General features: G+C 47.0%; 16 protein-coding genes. 13 read left to right on the top strand and 3 right to left on the bottom strand.

The window, feature by feature from the left end; genetic code table 11:
- Positions 1–688 precede the first annotated feature (688 nt).
- From HPT30_RS14590 to HPT30_RS14560, 7 genes are read left to right on the top strand one after another with little or no spacing between them, the layout of a single operon-like run.
- Complete coding sequence (locus HPT30_RS14590) at positions 689–2308, top strand: ABC transporter substrate-binding protein (RefSeq protein ID WP_175372081.1); 1620 nt, start codon at positions 689–691, stop codon at positions 2306–2308.
- On the top strand, positions 2305–3294 hold the full coding sequence (locus tag HPT30_RS14585; RefSeq protein ID WP_246317097.1) for an ABC transporter permease: 990 nt from the start codon (positions 2305–2307) through the stop codon (positions 3292–3294). Before HPT30_RS14590 ends, HPT30_RS14585 begins: the two co-directional genes overlap by 4 nt.
- Entirely contained in the window at positions 3291–4145 is an 855-nt protein-coding gene (locus tag HPT30_RS14580; RefSeq protein ID WP_175372080.1) for an ABC transporter permease, read from the top strand. The genes HPT30_RS14585 and HPT30_RS14580 overlap by 4 nt, the downstream gene beginning before the upstream one ends.
- On the top strand, positions 4142–4903 hold the full coding sequence (locus HPT30_RS14575; RefSeq protein ID WP_246317096.1) for an ABC transporter ATP-binding protein: 762 nt from the start codon (positions 4142–4144) through the stop codon (positions 4901–4903). Before HPT30_RS14580 ends, HPT30_RS14575 begins: the two co-directional genes overlap by 4 nt.
- The gene (locus HPT30_RS14570; protein WP_175372079.1) at positions 4900–5673 is read left to right on the top strand and encodes an ABC transporter ATP-binding protein; all 774 of its coding nucleotides are present in this window, start codon (positions 4900–4902) and stop codon (positions 5671–5673) included. The genes HPT30_RS14575 and HPT30_RS14570 overlap by 4 nt, the downstream gene beginning before the upstream one ends.
- A complete protein-coding gene (locus HPT30_RS14565; RefSeq protein ID WP_175372078.1) occupies positions 5670–6734 on the top strand; it encodes an aminotransferase class V-fold PLP-dependent enzyme in 1065 nt (354 codons plus the stop codon). The genes HPT30_RS14570 and HPT30_RS14565 overlap by 4 nt, the downstream gene beginning before the upstream one ends.
- Positions 6731–7864 carry an amidohydrolase family protein gene (locus HPT30_RS14560; RefSeq protein ID WP_175372077.1) on the top strand — a complete coding sequence of 378 codons (1134 nt, stop codon included), beginning with the start codon at positions 6731–6733 and terminating at the stop codon, positions 7862–7864. The genes HPT30_RS14565 and HPT30_RS14560 overlap by 4 nt, the downstream gene beginning before the upstream one ends.
- A gap of 71 nt (positions 7865–7935) precedes the next feature.
- Here the strand turns inward: HPT30_RS14560 and HPT30_RS14555 are convergent, their stop codons facing one another.
- From HPT30_RS14555 to HPT30_RS14545, 3 genes are read right to left on the bottom strand one after another with little or no spacing between them, the layout of a single operon-like run.
- The gene (locus tag HPT30_RS14555; protein ID WP_175372076.1) at positions 7936–8655 is read right to left on the bottom strand and encodes an SDR family NAD(P)-dependent oxidoreductase; all 720 of its coding nucleotides are present in this window, start codon (positions 8653–8655) and stop codon (positions 7936–7938) included.
- Positions 8652–8909, bottom strand: a complete 258-nt coding sequence (locus HPT30_RS14550) for a hypothetical protein (protein WP_175372075.1) — start codon at positions 8907–8909, stop codon at positions 8652–8654. The genes HPT30_RS14555 and HPT30_RS14550 overlap by 4 nt, the downstream gene beginning before the upstream one ends.
- A gap of 44 nt (positions 8910–8953) precedes the next feature.
- A complete protein-coding gene (locus HPT30_RS14545; protein WP_175372074.1) occupies positions 8954–11029 on the bottom strand; it encodes a serine hydrolase domain-containing protein in 2076 nt (691 codons plus the stop codon).
- Positions 11030–11366: 337 nt separating this feature from the next.
- On the opposite strand from HPT30_RS14545, the gene HPT30_RS14540 reads away from it, so the two are divergent.
- From HPT30_RS14540 to HPT30_RS14515, 6 genes are all read left to right on the top strand, one after another.
- Positions 11367–14153, top strand: a complete 2787-nt coding sequence (locus HPT30_RS14540) for a glycoside hydrolase family 3 C-terminal domain-containing protein (RefSeq protein ID WP_175372073.1) — start codon at positions 11367–11369, stop codon at positions 14151–14153.
- 63 nt (positions 14154–14216) lie between these two features.
- Entirely contained in the window at positions 14217–14405 is a 189-nt protein-coding gene (locus HPT30_RS14535) for a hypothetical protein (RefSeq protein ID WP_175372072.1), read from the top strand.
- 241 nt (positions 14406–14646) lie between these two features.
- The gene (locus tag HPT30_RS14530) at positions 14647–15660 is read left to right on the top strand and encodes a LacI family DNA-binding transcriptional regulator (RefSeq protein WP_175372071.1); all 1014 of its coding nucleotides are present in this window, start codon (positions 14647–14649) and stop codon (positions 15658–15660) included.
- A 119-nt stretch (positions 15661–15779) separates the two neighbouring features.
- The gene (locus tag HPT30_RS14525) at positions 15780–16745 is read left to right on the top strand and encodes an ABC transporter permease (protein ID WP_175372070.1); all 966 of its coding nucleotides are present in this window, start codon (positions 15780–15782) and stop codon (positions 16743–16745) included.
- 15 nt (positions 16746–16760) lie between these two features.
- Positions 16761–17645 (top strand): carbohydrate ABC transporter permease, encoded by an 885-nt coding sequence (locus HPT30_RS14520; RefSeq protein ID WP_175372069.1) that lies wholly within the window; start codon positions 16761–16763, stop codon positions 17643–17645.
- Positions 17646–17695: 50 nt separating this feature from the next.
- Complete coding sequence (locus HPT30_RS14515) at positions 17696–19327, top strand: type 2 periplasmic-binding domain-containing protein (RefSeq protein ID WP_175372068.1); 1632 nt, start codon at positions 17696–17698, stop codon at positions 19325–19327.
- Positions 19328–19367 lie beyond the last annotated feature (40 nt).

Here is a 19367-nt window from a genome sequence, read left to right as displayed (position 1 = left end):
TGATGAATAATATCTTCTGGCGTGATTAGCGGAATAATTTCAGTGACGGTGTCAAAGTCAGGATTCCACAGAGCAACAGCTGCTGGATTCGATTATAGGTTGGAATGATAATACTGTAACGGATAGCCAGTGTGATCTCCCCCCACTTAAACGTCCTTGAAGACATAAATAATAATAATATATTCAAGGACTTTAGCCTGGTCTGGTCAAACGCCTTTAAGGTGGGAAATGGGCATGAGGTGAATATAAGCACACAAATATCCGAGTCTATGGAGGCTAGGAAGAACAAATTGTCTGACGGTGCTTTATTGATTGCTTTTCCAATCCCCTGTGCTAAAATATGCAATTATGTTATAAAGTTATAAATGATGAGAAGATATGAAGCACTTATACGCTATTGAGTTCATAGTAGACGTTGCAAATGGCGAAATTTCCTTTGAGCAGATAACGAGTATCCTTCGGGAGTGTTCAGTACACAATAATCAGCAAAGACACCCTTTAAAGGAGCTTATTTCCTTTTAGCGGGTAGTGTGGCTATAAGGGGGTAGATGTTTAACTATAATCGTTACAACGGCGAGGGTTTTACGCCTTTTTTTGGGATTTAATTTTGTTTGACAGAAGGGGTACATTCATACATAATCTATTCATACTAAGCGCATATGTTTTACTGCATAAGAGGGGGATTGACATGTCAAAGTTTAATGCATTTCAAAGAAAGACGTTCTGGGTTGGATCTTTAGTGGTTCTGTTAATGGTTGTTCTGGCAGGATGCTCCGGATCAAAGAATGATTCGGCTCAAAATACAGGTACTAATCAAAGCGCGAACCAAGGCACGGATACAAGTAAGAATACGGAACCGCCCGCAACAGGTGGAACGTTTACCTATGGACGTCCGGCTTCTGTTACCTCGTTTGACCTGCACAATCAGATTACTGCAAATAACGCTTTTGCGATAGATAAAGTTTTTGAACCGCTGGTTGCGTTTGATAGTGAAGGAAAGATTGTGGATTGGCTAGCCAAATCACATACGATTAGTACAGACGGTTTAACCTATACTTTTGTTCTGCGTGATGGGCTGAAATTCTCTAACGGAACTGAAGTGACTGCAGAGGATGCAGTGTTCTCCATTCAGCGGCATTTGACTGTGGGTGGCCCTCTGGCAATAGCAGCCCAGGTTGCTTCTCTTAAGGCCGAAGATGCCAAAACGTTAGTAATTACACTAAAAGAGCCTTACACGCCATTTATTTCGGAGCTTACGAATTTTTCCAACGGTATTCTGCCTAACAAATTTGGCGGTGTTACTGAAGAAGAATTCTTTAAGAACCCTATAGGTACTGGTCCGTTTGTTGTTGAAAAGTGGGACCCAGCGGGTGATCTGACATTCAGCAAAAATCCAAACTACTGGCAGGAAGGCAAGCCATACATCGATAAGCTTGTTTACAAGCTGATTGAAGATGATAGCCAAGCAATCAACCAGCTTAAAGCTGGTGAGGTAGATGGTATTGAGACGCTTGCGCTTGGGAATGCCAATGAAGTGAAACAAGGCCCTGATACGACAGTAGCGACTAACGGCAGCTGGGTAACGGAGCAGTTGTTCTTCAATACACTCGATAAACATTTCTCTGATATCCATGTTCGTCGTGCCCTGGCGTTGGCCCTGGATCGTGACGGATTGACCAAGGCGCTTACCTTCGGTTATGCGCAAGTGGCGAATTCGCTATTGCCACCAGCCATCCCTTATAACACTAACGATACGATTAAAGCGCTCAACCATGATGAGGCTGCAGCGAAAGCAGAGCTTGCCAAGTCGAAGTTCCCTGATGGCTTCACTACGAAGCTGCTGGTTGCTTCCGGAAACAGTACAAGAGCGCAAGAGGCACAAATCATTCAGGCCGCTGCTAAAACCATCGGCATCAATATTGAGATTGAATCGGTTGAGCTAGCTTCATTCCGTGAGCGTTTCTTTGCTTATGATTTCTCGGCTATGCTTAACAGTGGTCAGGCAGATTCCCCTGAAGCCAATTCGATCCTTGCCTTCCAAACCGATCCGAACGGTTTCAGCAAGTCTTATTGGACGCATTACACGAATGATGAAGTGACCAAACTTCTGATCGAAGGCCAAAAAACACTCGATGGGGCAGAACGTGGAGATATTTACGCCAAGCTTCAACAGATTCTTGCTGATGAAGTGCCTTACATTCCACTGTACTATCCAGATATTATTACTGGTGTACGTTCTTCCGTAGAAGGTCTGGTTGTTCTTCCTAACGGCAGTCTTCGCTTTGAAGATGTTCGTATTAAAAAATGATTAAATCTAACAGTCTATTCAAAAAAATTGCCGACAACGATTCACCGCGCAGGTGGCTCGTGCTTGCTCTCATAAGAGCGGCAGCCGTTATCACCTGTGTGGTGGCGGCTGTCTTTTTCCTTATCCGGATTGTGCCGGGAGATCCTGCCAAAATGATCCTGGGGGAACACAGCACGCCTGAAGCTATCCAAGCCTTGCACCATTCACTTGGGCTGGATCTCCCGCTGTGGGAGCAGTTCACCCGATTTGTACAAAATCTTTTCACACACGGCGATACTGGGGCTTCGATTGCTTGGGGAACGTCGACGAGAGAGCTGATTGCGGAGCGCGCTCCGGTTACACTCTTGCTGATTGTGATGGCCAGTGTATTGGCGATACTAGTGGCGCTTGTGCTAGCTACCCTTGCAGCAACGAATAAAGACAGATTGCTCGATCATCTGATACGTATCTTTCCAACGATCACGCTCGGTATGCCGGTCTTTTGGGTAGGCTTATTGTTGATTTTGTTCTTTAGCGTTCGATTGGGTTGGTTCCCCGTGGGGGGAGTTGGGGAAGGCGTAGCTGGAACCTTATACAGTCTCACACTTCCTGCGATTACCGTTGCCTTTTCACAAATTCCTACCCTTGTGCGTTCACTAAGAGCGCAGATGCTGGAAGTGCTGGAATCGGATTTTGTAGTCACCTTAAAAGCGGCGGGGATCCCTAACCGGGTGATCCTGACCAAGCATGTTCTGCGCAATTCTGCGCTGCCCACGCTGATGCTGCTTGGCGTAAACATTTCTTATCTGATCGGCGGCACCTTGGTCGTTGAACAGGTGTTTGGCATCAAGGGCATAGGCAGTCTGCTATTCTCAGCGATTTCCAAACGGGATTTTCCGGTCATCCAAGGAATAGCTCTGTACTGTGCGATATCTGTGGTCATCATCAGTCTCCTGATCGAGATATCCTCCTGGCTGCTTGATCCCAGGACGAAAGGAAAACAATGAATACTACACTACTGGACCTACAGCAAGAGAATCAAGGTGTCCTGAAAAGAATACTGAACACACCCTCTCTGCTTGTGGGGAGCATTATGTTCTTACTCCTCATAGGCGTAGCTGTGTTTGCACCGTTCATTACTCCCTTTGAGCCTTCCGAGCAGAATCTGTATGCCATTTTGCAGCCTCCTTCCTCGGAGCATTGGCTGGGAACAGACCAACTGGGGCGCGATTTGTTTACTAGGCTGATCTATGCCGCACGGACGGATTTAAAAATCATGGTGCTGGCGGAGATCATCCCGTTTTGCACAGGTATCTTTCTAGGGATGCTGGCAGGGTATTACGGCAAATGGGTAGACACTGTTATTTCATTAGTGACGGATACCTTTATTGCCTTTCCCTTCTATTTGATTGTTATTATCGTGGCCTTTGCCAGTGGCGCGGGTCAAAAGGGGATATACATCACCTTTATTTTGGTGGGCTGGATCGTCTTTGCCCGTGTAACAAGAGGTCTTAGCGCATCGTTCCGCAAGCAGGAATGGGTCGCTTCCGCGCAGACGATGGGGATTCCAGGGGTTAAAATCATTCTGCGGCATCTTTTGCCCAATGTGTTGCCTCAAGCCGTGGTCGTATTAATGACTGATATGGTTGGTTTGCTCGTGGCGATCGTTACATTAGGTTATCTGGGTATCGGCATTGCGCCGCCAACCCCGGATTGGGGAACGATGATATCGGATGGACAATCCTTCATAACTACAGCCTGGTGGCTGTCAGCCGTTCCAGGCATTGCGGTTGTATACACAGGGATCGCGTTATCCCTTGTGGGTGATGGCCTGGCAGACCTATGGAGGAGAAAATGATGGCTACGAATCCTATTTTGGAAATAGAAAATCTCTCGCTCGCTACGTCCGCAGGCAAATCATTGGTCACCAATGTGAATTTCTCTCTTGGAAAGGGCGAAAGCTTGGGACTGGTCGGTGAATCGGGCTCTGGTAAATCGCTCACCCTGCGCTCTATCTTAGGTTTACTTCCGCGCGGGGTTGAGCAAGTGGGTGGAGCCATCCGGAGTGATGTCAGAAGCGCCATGATCTTTCAAGATCCGAGAGGCGCCCTGGACCCGCTTTGTCCGGTAGTTAGGCAGCTTGCCGAGGTGGTGTACTACAGACAGAACGTAAGCCGGAAGGCTTCCCGCACCATTGCGCTGGAGTTACTGGAAATGCTCGGGCTTCCGGATTCCCTGAAGCAGAAGGATCGGTATCCGAGCCAACTGTCAGGGGGGCAATGCCAACGTATTGTCATCGCCATGGCTTTAGCTTGCAAGCCGGGTATCCTCCTATGCGATGAACCGACAACTGCGCTTGATGTAACTGTTCAGAAGCAAATCATTGACACGATTACGCGTCTGCAACAGGAACTGGGTTTTGCCATGGTTTTTGTTACGCATAATCTGGCGATTGCTTCTACGATGTGTTCTACGCTATGCGTGATGAAAGAGGGGCAGATCGTCGAACGCGGCGAATCTTTGAGTCTTCTGCAAAACCCGCAACATTCCTATACGCAGATGCTGATCCATTCGGTGCTGCCTTTGCCGGAGCTTGAAAGGGGTGCGGGTGTATGAAAACAGCCTTGCAGATAGAAGATTTAACAGTGAAGTACGGTGAGTTCACCGCGCTGGATAAAGTAAGCTTAGCAATACAACCGCACACTACACTCGGTCTCGTAGGGGAATCGGGTTCAGGCAAATCTACGCTCGCGCGAGTCATTGCGGGGCTGATTGCTCCAAGTGACGGACAAGTTTTGCTGGGTTCGCAAGTTTTAGGTAAGAAACGTAGCCGGGAACAGCATAAGGATATTCAAATGATCTTTCAGAACCCGGATTCCTCGCTCAATCCGAAGCATACGATCCGACAGATCCTTTCCGAAGGGCTGCTATTTCACAAAGTTGTAGATCGTGCGGGAGTGGAGCAACGCTGCAAGGAACTTCTGGACCGTGTTCATCTTGACGAAAGAGCTCTTGGTCGATACCCGCATCAATTCTCTGGTGGTCAGCGTCAGCGGATTGCGATCGCCCGTGCCTTAAGCGTGGAGCCAAGTGTGATTATCGCGGATGAACCTACGAGCGCACTGGATGTTTCAGTACAACGGAGTATGCTTGAACTCTTTAGTACGCTCAAATCGGAGCTTAATCTTACGATGCTGTTCATCTCGCATGACCTGGGCGTAATCCATGCAATAAGCGATATTGTAGCTGTTATGAAGCAGGGGCAGCTTGTGGAGGTTAATCCCAAGGATCAATTCTTTTCCCGTCCTGAAACGTCCTATAGCCGCGAACTATTGTCCGCTGTTCCCAAAATGCCAATATCCATTACAACAGGAGGTTTGTCATGAATCAAGTTCATAAAGGATATTCGCCGCTTACGATCTCGGAGTTCGATACGCTCACGGGGTTGCTCTCCAATCTCCTATCCACACAAGAATCTCCGGTCATCATTCCAGGCGAGGCCATCTTGGGCATCGAGGCCATCGCAGCAGGCATCTCTGCTCCCGGCCGTAAGGTTCTGAACGTTGTGACCGGTCCGTATGGAGATATTTTCGGAAAATGGCTGGAGCGTGGCGGCGCAGAAGTCATTGAGGTAAAAGTACCTTTTGATGAAGTAGCTACTGTTGATGCAGTTGCTGCAGCGATTGAACGCCACAAACCGTGCGCAATTTCCTTTGTTCAGGGAGAAGCAGTCACAGGGGGTTCTAATCCGACCAAAGAAATACTGGAGATCGCACGCCAAGCTAACCTGATCACTGTGATTGATTCCGTGTCAGCCGTCGGGGCTGAACCGGTGCTTATGGACGAGTGGAGTATTGATTTTGTGGCGATTGGTGCGCAAAAAGGGCTGGCTGGACCCAACGGGGTCAGCGCTGTAGGTGTTTCCCAGCGTGGCTGGGCGTTCCTGGAGTCCAACGAACGAGCACCGCGCAATTCTATTCTATCGTTGCTTGATCTTAAACGTCTTGATAACAGCACGGCTCCCGTGCGTGTTCCGGCCAATATTCCTACGTTAGAAGCCAGGGATCTTATTGTATCTTTAGAGCTTATTGAACAAGAGGGCTTAGAGGCGGTCAACTACCGCCATCAGTTAGCGTCATCGGCTATGATTGCTGGTGTCCAGGCTTTGGGGCTCGAACCGTGGCAAAGAAATAGCAATGGATACTCCTCGTTGACTACAACGGTACGGGTTCCTGAAGGCAGTAATCTTCATATCGACAAGCCGATTGGAATTGTGGCTCCTGGAGATGGAGAATTGCATGATAAGCTTTGGCGCATTAATCATTTTGGAGCAAATGCCAGTCAGCAGGGTGTTGAACAAGCGCTTGTTACGCTGGCAGGATTTGTGCAAAAAGATCCTTCCAAGGCCATTGCCGCCCAAAAGGGCATTTGGGAGAATGCCAAATGACCAATGTAACCCAACAGGACCAGACCTTTAATAATATTTTCATTGCCGGGACCCCGGGCAAACGATTTGATATCACAGTACGTGGCGGTCGTTTCTCGTCCATTGTCGAATCTAATTCCCCTGTTGCTGGGGATGATAACTCAGGCAGCGATTTATGGATAAGTCCGGGTGTGATCGATCTCCATACGCACTTGGCGTGGACCGATTTCGATCATGATGACCAGTTGAAGCGTGATGCCTTGGAGGTAGAGGTGCTGCAAGCACAAGCTTTTGAGGCAACGCTCCGTACCGGTGTGACTACAGCGCGTGATGCAGGCGGACTTCTGCCAAGTGTAGTGAAGCATATAGCGCAGCATTATAACCAGCCTTTAAGCGTGCACACCTGTGGTGATATGCTGGGGGCCGGAGACGCACGGGGGATTAAGCACCTGGAACAGCGGATAACGGATATCATTCATTCCGGGGCAAGCTGGATTAAGATTCTGGCCACGGGCGGACTGGGGGCATCGCCGGATACAGTGCTGAACCCAGCGTTCTCAGAGGAAGAGTTCGCTTATATTGTGCGTACTGCCCATGCGCAGGGCGCTAAAGTGTTGGTTCATACTTGGGGTGGTCCTACAGTGGACTGGTCTATTGATGCTGGCGTCGAGTCTGTAGAACATGGAATGTATTTGACGGAGGCGCAAGCATTTCGGCTTGCTCAGTCTAAGACAGCGTTCGTACCTACGGCTTCGATCTATCGGATTGCCGCAGATCCTTCCGGTGTACTTGGCCTGCCTGAGGTCATTCGTGATCGGGCCGCACGTGCTGCCGCGGCTCATCCGCAAGCGATCAGCTATGCCAAAAGTGCAGGTGTACGCATTGGCTTCGGTACCGATTATGCAACACCTGCTCTCCACGGGCACAACCTCGACGAGTTGGATGTGTTAATCGACTGCGGCTTAACACGTGAAGAGGCGTGGCAAGCGGCTACATCATCTGCCGCCGATATTCTGGGCTATGGAGACAGCTTGGGACGTATCCAAGAAGGCTTCATTGCTGATGCCATTCTTTTTAATGCAGATCCGTATCAGTCGCCAAGCGCAAAAGACGTACAGAGAAGTATTGTGTCTGTTATTAAGGCGCCGTGACTTAGGTTCATAAATAATAGATACAGAAAAAGCTCCTTGGAAATCTCAATCTCCAAGGGGCTTTTTGGGCATCACGCATTCGTATCCAGCATGGCAGGTATATGAATCTCTTTCACACATGACGCTTTAGATAGCGTAATTACACATTTTACGAGCGAAACGATATCTTGGACTGGAATCCTGGCGCCATCATACAATGCAATCGCTTTGTCCGCACCTTCCTCGTAAGGAATTTCTGCGGCAATTTCTCCGGGATTGATACAGGTGACGGGGATACCGTATTTCCTGGTATGTTCACGTAAAGCACTGCCAATCCCCCGTAATCCGAATTTGGACGCCACAAAAGTCACTTGATCATTATTCGTGTGATCGAGTCCAGCGGTGGAACCGATGAGGATGATTTTGCCGTGATCTGATTGCTTCAGGTTGGGTAGCAGCTTCTGAATGCAGGTAATGGGTGAGGAAAGATTGACCTGAATCATCTGAATGATCTCCGCAGGATCATCTTGCTCAAAATTGTACTGCTCTGTAAAGCCTTCCTTTTCCCAAAGTCCTACATTGTAGATCAATACATCAAGTGGCTCTCCTGCTATCTCCGCAGCGATCTTCTCAGCTGAAGAAGGTAAGGATAAATCAGCCTCAATCCAATAACGCGTAATACCGTCGTTCAGATCTACGCTTGGCGGGCGGGTTCTGGAGACGATCCAGACACGGTCACCGTTCTCTGGCAGGCCTTTTACGAAGGCGTCTCCCAAACCTTGGCTCGCTCCAAAAATTATAAAATTTTTCATATGCCCTCCTGAGTTGAAAAATAATCTAACACACTTATCCACTTGGAAAGTTGTTTATAAAATACTTCATAGAAGGGACTTTGTAAACAAATATGTTTATAAAGTTCGATGATTACAAAAAAAGCGGCCCAAATGGGTCGCTTCGCTATCTCTATTCTTTTACGCTGTTCCTCTAATAAAGACATCATGATTTTCTGAACCTCTTTGGTTTGTGGTGTGGCAAGTGTGGGATGGGCGAGGTTGTTTGCTTTCAATTCAGCCCCCTGGAAAAGGAGGCTTACAAGATCTTCTCCTGCGTCTACTTCAACGAAATTTCAAACTTTGCACCGGTGTCACCGGCGAATACAATGGTGCCGTTCTTCGGTAATACGACCTCGTTCTTGCCGCTGACGGCTGTATCGTTCACGCACATGCCTGCTTCATCATATACGATAACTGCGCTGTTTGTAGGCAGCTTGACGGATAGAATTTTCCCTTTGGCAGTAGCAGGTACGGTGAACCATCTCGCAAGGCCGTCTGCTTGGATGGTGGCTGTGGATTGTTTACCAGCATAGAGTGGTTTTAAGATCTCTGCGCCAGCATACAAGTAACCGCCTGTTGTTTTGACATACTCAATGCCATCCTTCGTAAAAAAGTTGAATTCCATGCTATCTCTACCTGCTATAGTGGGGATTTGCAGCTGGCTGACTGCTTTGTTAGCATCAACGATTTTATTATTAACGATATAGCCAGGAGCTTCTTTGCTTGTCACAATTGGAAAAGCAGGCAAACCCGAGAAGTAGGATATCGATGAGTATTTCTCGTTCATCATGTAATACATCTTGCCCTCGCGTTTGTTCCAGGCAGCAGCTACATCTTTGGATAATGGGTTGGCTTCGAGCTTTTCAGCGGTGTATTCAGAGAATACAGTCTGCCCAAGCCCAGGTACGGATACATATGCGCTGGACCACAAGTAAGTGCGCTCATTCTTCTCGACAACAAATTTGAACTTTTCCGTACCATCTTCACTTTTAAAAGAACCATCCGCAGTATACACATACTTTTGGCCAGGATCGCCCGGGTATAGAAGCGAGGTCAGTACCATCTCACCAGATGGATTGATCGCTATCTTCATCAAGGAATTAGAAGCGCCATAAATGCCTGCATAACGGGACATGTCTTGTGGCATTTTTGCCTTCACAGGGATGCCGTGCGATTTCTCTGCCATCTGCTCTTTAATTACACCCTTCGCTTGCAGTGCGCTAAGCAGTATTTCATTCGCGAGCAATTGATCAGTTGTGCTGGAGCCGCCGGATGAGGTTACAGCCGCAGCTAGATTATACTCTGGGAGAACGACCAACGATGAATGGAACAGTGTCGTGTCTCCTCCTTTGGTGAGTGCCTGAATACCATAATTATTGAATGGGAAGAGATCTACGCTATCCCAGCCTAGTCCGTAGGCAAAGGTCGCATCGGTATTTTTCGGCCACATCCCTTTTTTATATTCTGCTTCGGCCATAGCTTTGACGGATTGGACAGAAAGGATGCCTTCCACTTGACCCGTGAAAATCTGCGAGAATTTCACCAAATCCTCAGCCGTGGAGCGAATCCCTCCAGTTCCGATGACATTGTAATTCTCTAAAGGGAGTGGGGTCTGTGAAGAATCAATGAAGGTCCCGGCCATTTTGGCTTTGTCTATTGGATCTATAGGCGTTTTCGTGTTCTTCATCCCTAAAGGCTCCGTAAAATTCTTGTGTATAAATGTCGTAAAGTCCAACCCACTAACTCGCTCCACGAGGATTTCAGCTAGTGTGAAGCCGTCGTTGGAATAGACCGAGAATGCTCCCGGGTCTGCTTTTAAGCTTTGGGTGGCCAATTGCGCTAATAGATTATCGTGGGCATAGGTATCGTTATCATTGAACAATAGCGCCCGGTTAAAAGAGGAACCTTCAATACCGGCAGAATGATTCAGCAGCATACGCGGCGTAATCTGCCCGTAACGGGCATCTTTCATTGTAAAGTCAGGAATATATCCCGTAAGCGGTTGGTCCAGATCTAGCTTGCCTTCATCCACCAGCTTCATCACAGCAGCGGCTACAAACATTTTGCTGGTTGATCCTATGCCGTAGATCGTTTCGGAGGTTAGCGGTACATTCTTTGCTAGCTGATTTTTGCCAGAATGTCCGGAGATAACAATGTTCCCTTGGTCAATCAGCGCATATTGCAGGCTTGTGGTACCGTAGGTATCAGTTAGTAGTGCCGCCTTCTCTACAGCTAATTTCTGAGTAGATGCATAGTTCGGTTTATTACTGCTGCTATCGGCCATTACACTCAGCGGAGTTAGCAGTGATAGCGCGAGTGTCGTGCTTAAGATCACAAATTGTTTTCCTCTCATGCTCATTACCCTCTTTCTGTTCATTTCTATATGTTTGTTCTGTGGTGTTGTGTCAGCATAATAGCGTGAGATGAATTCCACATAAACGTAACTTGAACAGAATCTTAACTGGAACTGGAAGCACGAATTTCTTTGTGATGGAGCGGTTCAATTTACAATTTGTGGTTGGTAAGGCATGTAGAGTTTCATTTATAGTTCACAAACAGTAGGATTTGCTTGAATATTGATTTTGTTTTTTGCCAGCGGGACTTGTATATTAGTAGCATAGCCTCTATTCTTGAAAGAGCTTCATATTAGAGATATAGAGAATAGGAAATGACATTCAGGAGGAAAGAATTTGAGTACACAAAACGTGGGAATTCCATTGGAAGGTTTTGCTGAATTTAGCCGGACGGTAGCCGCAGAAGGCGCTGTTCTATTGAAAAATGATCATCAGGTGCTTCCGCTTCGCAGCGGCGACAATGTTGCTGTATTTGGCAGAACCCAAGTAAATTACTATCGCAGCGGTACTGGTTCGGGCGGAAGTGTTCATGTAGCTTATACGACTAATTTATTGGCAGGCTTGCGCAGTAAAAACGATTTTATTGTCAACGAAGAGCTTGCTGGTGTCTATGAGCGGTGGATTGAGCAGAATCCATTCGATAACGGCGGCGGGGGCTGGGCGGCTGAGCCTTGGCACCAGAAAGAAATGCCTTTGACGGATGCGCTAGTATCCTCGGCCAGAAGCCAATCGAACAAAGCCATCGTGGTTATCGGACGTACCGCAGGTGAAGATCAGGACAATGCTGATGCTCCAGGTAGTTACCAACTAACGGCTGACGAAAAAGAAATGCTGAAGCAGGTCACTGCTCATTTTGAACAAACCGTTGTTGTACTGAACGTATCGAACATCATTGATATGAGCTGGATGAACGATGAAAGCTATGTCCATCCGATTGCAGGCGCAATCTACTCTTGGCAGGGCGGGATGGAAGGCGGTAACGCCATCGCTGACGTACTGAGCGGAGAGGTAACACCGAGCGGTAAATTAACCGATACCATCGCTCATTCGATTAACGACTATCCGTCAACTAGCAACTATGGCAATGAGTTCAAGAACTTTTATCAAGAAGATATCTATGTGGGCTATCGTTATTTCGAGACATTTTGTCCGGAAAAGGTTCACTATGAATTTGGATACGGGATTTCTTATACCACGTTTAATGTTGAGCCGGCGGCAGCTACGCTGACCAGCAAAAACGGTCAAGAGCATATCGAGATCAACGTAAATGTAACGAATATAGGAGACACTTTTGCCGGAAAAGAAGTCGTACAGGTCTATTACGAAGCGCCGCAAGGTAAGCTGGGCCAACCGGCCAGAGTATTGTCTGCATTCGGAAAGACTAAAGTTCTTCAACCAGGAGAAGCTCAGACTCTATCCATTAGCTTCCCTGTTCACACTATGGCCTCCTACGATGATGCCGGAGTGACCGGACATGCTTCTGCTTATGTACTGGAAGCCGGAACGTACCACATTTATGTGGGAACCAGTGTTAAGAAGCTGGCGAAAGTAAGCGTGCAAGGACAAGATGGCTACGTAGTGGAAGAGCTTCAAGTTGTGGAACAGCTGCAAGAGGCGATGGCTCCTACTGAAAGCTTCACCAGAATGCAACCGGGTACACGTAAGGAAGACGGCTCGTATGATATACTCTATGTAGAGGTGCCTACGCGTAAGATTTCCATGGCGGAACGGATCGAGAAGAATCTTCCGGAGACCTTGGCGCAAACGGGGAATCAAGGCTACAAGCTAAGAGACGTGCTGGACAAGAAAGTCAGCATGGAGACCTTCATTGCCCAGCTCAGCGACGAGGATTTGGCTACCATCGTTAGAGGCGAAGGCATGAGCAGCCCGCTGGTTACTCCGGGTACGGCTTCGGCATTCGGGGGAGTTAGTGATCAGTTGTTCAATTACGGAATTCCTGTGGCTTGTACAGCTGACGGACCTTCCGGTATTCGGATGGACAGCGGTCAAAAGGCGACTCAGGTTGCTATCGGTACTTTGCTTGCCGCTACCTGGAATGCTGAACTGGTAGAAGAGCTTTATGTCATGGAAGGCCAGGAATTGTTGAGAAATAATGTAGATGCTTTGCTCGGACCTGGTCTGAATATTCGCCGCAGCCCGCTGAATGGCCGCAACTTCGAATATTTCTCAGAAGATCCGCTGATCTCCGGTGTTTTTGCTGCGGCATGCACTAGCGGAATTATGAAAGGCGGCTCTAATGCCACCCTGAAGCACTTTGCCTGCAACAATCAGGAGAAGCACCGCAGCAAGGTAGATGCGATCGTATCCGAACGTGCCCTGCGTGAGATTTATTTGAAAGGCTTCGAAATCGCCGTGAAGCAAGCGGGTGCCAATTCCATTATGACTTCCTACAACCCGGTTAACGGGCATTGGGCGGCATCCAACTATGATCTGAACACTACAATTCTTCGCGGTGAATGGGGCTTCAAAGGCATCGTGATGACAGACTGGTGGGCGATTATGAACGATGTTGTCCATGGTGGACCTGCGGATCGGAAGAACACAAACTGGATGGTTCGTGCGCAAAACGATCTTTACAAGGTGATTCCTAACTATGGCGCCGAGATCAACGTCTGGGATGATAATACCATAGAATCTCTGGAAAATGGCTCGGTTACCCGGGGAGAGCTTCAACGCTCTGCCATGAATATCTGTGAGTTCATCATGCATGCGCCGGTCTTCTCCAGAAAACATGAGATTAACGAAACCGTGGAAGCCTTTAAGGCTAATCCAGCGCTTTCCCCGGAACAGGTACATGTTCTGTCGAACAATGCAGAGGTTAAACCTGCTGTATCCGGACCGACCTTTATCCAAGTGGATACGGCGGCGCAATATCGGATTATTGTTCACATTATGTCACCAGAATCCGAGTTGGCACAAAGCGCTTGTAATGTAACCCTGAACGGTCAGTCTATGACGACTATTCAAACAAATGGTACAGAAGGCAAATGGATCAAGCAAAAGCTTGTGAAGATTGAACTCGAATCCGGTCTGTATGAATTGAAATTGGACTTCGTGAAGCCAGGTCTGCAGATCGACTGGATCGAATTCAAGCAAGTATAGTTACAAAGCACAGAAGCAGTGGAAGTATTGGTTGGTCAAAAATAGGTCGGGAGTGTTGCAGGGATGAGAGGATATAACATCTGGCGTCCGATAATGCTGATCTTGGTCGCACTGGTTACGAGAAGTCTTGTCACTAACCTGGGCGTCATGTTTGGGATGTCGCAAAATTCTGCAAGTAGCGTCGCTGTCATTGTCATGTTGATTGTGGCGTTCACGATGTACAACCGAATGATGAAAAACCGTCGTAGATAAAAGAAAGCCAGCCCTAGGCTGTATGTGGAATAGTGGAGAGTGTCTGACAAGACACTCCCCGAAAGTTGAGAAACCCAAGTGATATATTCTTGGGTTTCTCTTTATGTCCGCCAAGCGATTTTGAGGTTAGACATATAGTCTTCGGAATCGACAAATTTTTTAGAAAAGAGGATTGTAATGAAAACGGTTTTATGTTAATTTATATTTATATTATAAAAACGTTTTTAGCGAGGGATGCCTTATGGGCAAGATAACCATTAAAGACGTGGCACGAGAAGCAGGCGTCTCTATATCAACAGTGTCTAACGCGCTTAATGATGTGGATGTTCTCAATCCTGAAACCAAGTTGCATGTGCTGCAGGTTGCTCAGCGGTTGAACTATGTTCCGAATCTGAACGGCAAGCTGCTGAAGTCTGGAAAGACGCAAATGCTGGGTTTTTTCACCACAAGTGTATCGGGTCCTTATTTCTACAAGCTGGTGGAGTCCATGGCCAGAGAATGCGACCATATGGGGTACGGGCTGAACGTCTTTGTTACCAAGGACAAGCAGGTCATCATGAACAATATCATGGGTCGTCGTGTAGACGGTGTCATTATTTATGAAGAGTTTAAGATCGATGATAATGATATCGCTATTATGGAGAAGGATCGGATCAAGGCTGTGTTTCTGGATCGGGAGATTCAGAGGGAAACCATGGGCAGCGTGATCTTTGACTCGTTTGTGGCAGGGTACGAAACAACCAAATATTTGATCAGCCTGGGGCATAAGAAAATCGCCTACATCTCCGGTGTCGACACGATGTTTGACAGTGTGCAGCGGAAGGAAGGCTACCTGGCTGCGCTTCGTGAGTATCAGCTTCCGGTAAAAGAAGAATATATTTTGCAAGGCTTTTTCGAAGAAGAAGCTACATATAACGTTGTGAAGTCGTTCATTCGCTCAAGCTCAGATATTTTGCCCGATGCGTTCCTTGCTGGTAATGATGTAAGCGCCATCGGTTGTATGCAGGCTTTGAAGGCACACGGATATGATGTCCCTAATGATATTAGTGTCGTAGGATTTGATGATATCGACATTGCGCAATATTTCTCGCCGCCGCTCACGACCGTACGTAACCAGATTGCTAGACAAGGCATTCTCGCCATTGACCATTTGGTCCGGTTGATTAAGAAGAAGGAGCAGGGCAGCATTCAGAAGCTTCATGGAGAACTGGTAGTAAGAGGTTCGAGTCAGGTAAAGCTCAATCGAAGAGAATAAAAGCAAGATAGCTTGAATGTTTTCTTCGTTTTTTAAAAATGTATAGATCAAGGGGGATTGTGCTCTCAATAATAAAAACGTTTTTATAAAGAGATTAAGGTCAGAGGAGAGAAGGAACCATGGCTAAACCAATAGTACTGCCATCATCCGGAAAGAGACCTATGGGAGAGAGAGTAAAAGAATTTTTTGCAGACTTTTGGAGACAACGGGAACTGCAAACCATGGTCCTGCCGGGTATTATTTTCATGATTATCTTTTGTTATATTCCCATTTACGGACTGACCATTGCCTTCAAGAACTACACGGTCATTGATACATTGAGCTCAGCGCCTTGGGTAGGGTTTGATAACTTTAAAATTATTTGGTCTGATAAATATTTCTGGGACGCGGTCGTAAATACACTGGGCATCAGCTTCCTGAAGCTGGGGATCGGATTTGTCATTCCGATTATACTGGCAATCATGATCTATGAAGTCAGCTTGACCCGATTCAAGAAATTCGTACAAACGATCTCGTACATGCCACACTTTCTGTCTTGGATCGTGCTGGGCGGGATGCTGATTAACTGGTTCTCCACTACAGGGCTGTTTAATCAGATTCTACTGGATTTGGGTCTGATCTCGAAGCCATCGAACATTTTGCTGGACCCGAGTAAATACTGGTGGATCGCGACCCTCTCTGATATTTGGAAAGAGGCGGGCTGGGGAACGATTCTGTATCTGGCCATTATGTCTAAGATTGATCCGACGTTCTATGAAGCAGCCAAGATTGACGGGGCAGGCCGTCTTCGTCAAATTTGGAACATTACTCTTCCCAACATGAAGCCTATCATCAGCTTGAATCTGATCCTTACTGTAAGCGGTTTGTTTGGCTCCAATCTGGACCAGACGCTGGTGCTGATGAACACGCAGAACCGTGAAAAGGCCGAGGTCATTAACTCCTACGTATATCGTATGGGTATGACACAAGGAGATTTCTCCTATGCAACGGCTGTAGGTCTCGGCGTATCCATCGTTTCTGTCATCCTGCTGGTGATCGCCAATAAAGTGACCACTAAGCTGAATGATAACCAATCCGTTTTATAAGAGGAGGCATTTTCCATGAATCGAAAGGCGATAAAGGGAGATCTGGACAGTCGGATCTTTAATGCCTTCAATATTGCAGTGCTTTTAATTGTTTCACTCGTCATCATGATCCCGTTATGGAATGTTATTATCTCCTCGCTCAGCTCCGGCAGAGCGTTGGCAGAAGGCGGCTTTATTTTTTGGAGTAAAGAGTTCTCACTTGAGAATTATCGTGCTGTGTTTCGGGACAGCAGCATTTGGCAGGCCTTCTTTATCTCTGTATCCAAAACAACTCTCGGTGTAATCACCCACGTCTTCTTTTGTGCCATGGTCGGTTACGCTCTTAGCAAGAAGCATCTTCGTGGCCGTAAGCTGTATGTCGTTATGGGTGTTATTACGATGTTCTTCTCTGGCGGTATGATTCCTACTTACTTGCTGATCAAATCTTTGGGTCTATTGAACAGCTTCTGGGTGTACATTATCCCGGCGCTCTTCAGTTATTACGATGTTGTCATTCTCATGAACTTCTTCCGGAATGTACCGGACGCCCTTGAAGAATCCGCCAAAATTGACGGTGCGGGCGAATGGCGGGTGTTCCTGAAGATCTTCATTCCACTGTCTATGCCGGCTATGGCGACTATCGCCTTGTTTAACGGAGTTGGGCAATGGAACGACTTCATGACAACAAAGTTATATATCACCGACCAAGCCTTGTATCCGCTACAGATGAAGCTGTATGAGGTTATCGTGCAGTCTCAGACACAGTCTATGCAGAATATTGGTTCAGTCATGATTGAAACCACCACCAAAGGGGTTCAACTGGCAACCATTGTTATTACCACCCTGCCGATTGTGCTTATGTATCCATTGCTGCAGAGATACTTTATCTCCGGTATGATGCTCGGCGCTGTTAAAGAGTAAGCTTTCTAGCTAGCAAAACATGTGTATTTACCAAAATGGAGGTTACTAACATGAAGAGATTTGCAAAAGGAATCAAACTCAGTTCGGCTCTCCTGGCCGTTGCACTGACCGTTAGCGCGTGTGGTGGTTCAGGTGGATCAAACACGGCGAGCAGCGAATTGCCAGCACTTGGTGATCGCTATACGCCAAATGCGGATACCCCGGCATGGCAGTTGGATACAAAAAAAGAGACAACTGACCTGACCTGGTATGTGAACGCAGATTGGTGGAATACCGATTTTGGCAAGGATTTGGTGACCAAGAAGATTAAAGAAGACTTGAACGTCAACATTAAATTCATTACCGGTGACGATACGAAGCTGAATACCTTCTTTGCCGGAGGAGACATGCCGGACGTAATTACAGTATTCGATTCTAACTCTGCTGTAGCGCAGAAGGCATCTACTTGGGCTTGGCCTTTGAACGATCTGGCTGAGAAATATGATCCTTACTTCAACAAAGTCGCTGCTCAAGATACGATCAATTGGTTCCAGCAAAAAGACGGAAAAACTTACGGATATCCAGACTATTCTAATACACAGGCTGACTATGACAGTGGTGATATTCCAGCTAAACAAGCCTTTATTATCCGCAAGGATGTGTATGAGGCAATCGGCAAGCCTAGCATGAAGACACCAGAAGAATTTATCGCAGCTATGAATAAAATCAAAGTTCAATTCCCTTCCTTGACTCCGTTTGGCTTCAATGCGATCGGTACCGGCTCCGGCTCCTTGGGTGACGGATTCCAGGATTATCTGGGTGTACCGCTCGAAGACAAGGATGGAAAGTTCTACAACCGTAACCTGGACGAAAGTTATTTGGCTTGGCTGAAAACGCTTAATACTATCTATCGTGATGGTGCTATTAGTGACGACAGCTTTGCAGATGATGGTACTGCTTTTGATGAGAAAGTGAAGTCCGGTAAATACGCGGCTATATACTTAGATGGTACACCGCAACAAGGTGGTAACCTGCAAGTCTTCATGAGTGCGAACCCGGGTAAAGAGTACATCGCTATTGATGGTCCGCAGAGCACTGTTGGCAACCAGCCGATTCTTAATCAGACCGGTATTACTGGCTGGATGATCAGCTACATCACCAAAAAGGCTAAAGATCCAGCGAAAGTGATGCAAATCTTCACCTACCTGCTTAGTGATGAAGGCCAAATGCTGATGAACTTCGGGATCGAAGGCGAAACCTATAAGAAGAATGCTGATGGCAAAGTAGAATTCCTGCCAGCAATCAAAGATCTTCAGGAAAACAACGCAGATAAGTATAAAAAAGAGTACCGGATCGGCGAGTTCATCTTCTTCGGTCATGACCGTTACAAAGCCCTTAGCGATGATTCCTTCCCGGAATCCATCCGTCAGATGCAAGAGTGGGGTAAAGGCAAGTTGACACCACACTTCATTCTGGAAAATATCAATCCGGATCCAGGTACACCGGAAGCGCGTTCTTTGACAGCGATCGACACGACTTGGTATTCCACAATGGTCAGCTTGATCCGCTCGAAGAGCGACGATGATTTCAACAAATCGCTGGATGCTTACAAGAAGGCCCTTGATGATAACAATTGGGCTAAAATCGTAGAAATTCGCAGCGAGAAAATGCAGAAGAACAAAGAAAAGCTGGGTATGAAATAATCAGGATATAACAAAAGGCGCCCCTCTAAAGGGGCCCTTT

Origin of the sequence: Paenibacillus agri (assembly GCF_013359945.1) — a bacterium.
Taxonomy (GTDB): Bacteria; Bacillota; Bacilli; order Paenibacillales; family Paenibacillaceae; genus Paenibacillus_AQ; species Paenibacillus_AQ agri.
Note: the sequence above shows the minus strand (reverse complement) of the source record. Positions and strands in the feature narration are given on the sequence as shown.

Excerpts from the sequence above, each read along its gene's own strand:
- HPT30_RS14590 (WP_175372081.1), top strand. The coding sequence starts at position 689 with ATGTCAAAGTTTAATGCATTTCAAAGAAAGACGTTCTGGGTTGGATCT.
- HPT30_RS14585 (WP_246317097.1), top strand. The coding sequence starts at position 2,305 with ATGATTAAATCTAACAGTCTATTCAAAAAAATTGCCGACAACGATTCA.
- HPT30_RS14580 (WP_175372080.1), top strand. The coding sequence starts at position 3,291 with ATGAATACTACACTACTGGACCTACAGCAAGAGAATCAAGGTGTCCTG.
- HPT30_RS14575 (WP_246317096.1), top strand. The coding sequence starts at position 4,142 with ATGATGGCTACGAATCCTATTTTGGAAATAGAAAATCTCTCGCTCGCT.
- HPT30_RS14570 (WP_175372079.1), top strand. The coding sequence starts at position 4,900 with ATGAAAACAGCCTTGCAGATAGAAGATTTAACAGTGAAGTACGGTGAG.
- HPT30_RS14565 (WP_175372078.1), top strand. The coding sequence starts at position 5,670 with ATGAATCAAGTTCATAAAGGATATTCGCCGCTTACGATCTCGGAGTTC.
- HPT30_RS14560 (WP_175372077.1), top strand. The coding sequence starts at position 6,731 with ATGACCAATGTAACCCAACAGGACCAGACCTTTAATAATATTTTCATT.
- HPT30_RS14555 (WP_175372076.1), bottom strand. The coding sequence starts at position 8,655 with ATGAAAAATTTTATAATTTTTGGAGCGAGCCAAGGTTTGGGAGACGCC.
- HPT30_RS14545 (WP_175372074.1), bottom strand. The coding sequence starts at position 11,029 with ATGAGAGGAAAACAATTTGTGATCTTAAGCACGACACTCGCGCTATCA.
- HPT30_RS14535 (WP_175372072.1), top strand. The coding sequence starts at position 14,217 with ATGAGAGGATATAACATCTGGCGTCCGATAATGCTGATCTTGGTCGCA.
- HPT30_RS14530 (WP_175372071.1), top strand. The coding sequence starts at position 14,647 with ATGGGCAAGATAACCATTAAAGACGTGGCACGAGAAGCAGGCGTCTCT.
- HPT30_RS14525 (WP_175372070.1), top strand. The coding sequence starts at position 15,780 with ATGGCTAAACCAATAGTACTGCCATCATCCGGAAAGAGACCTATGGGA.
- HPT30_RS14520 (WP_175372069.1), top strand. The coding sequence starts at position 16,761 with ATGAATCGAAAGGCGATAAAGGGAGATCTGGACAGTCGGATCTTTAAT.
- HPT30_RS14515 (WP_175372068.1), top strand. The coding sequence starts at position 17,696 with ATGAAGAGATTTGCAAAAGGAATCAAACTCAGTTCGGCTCTCCTGGCC.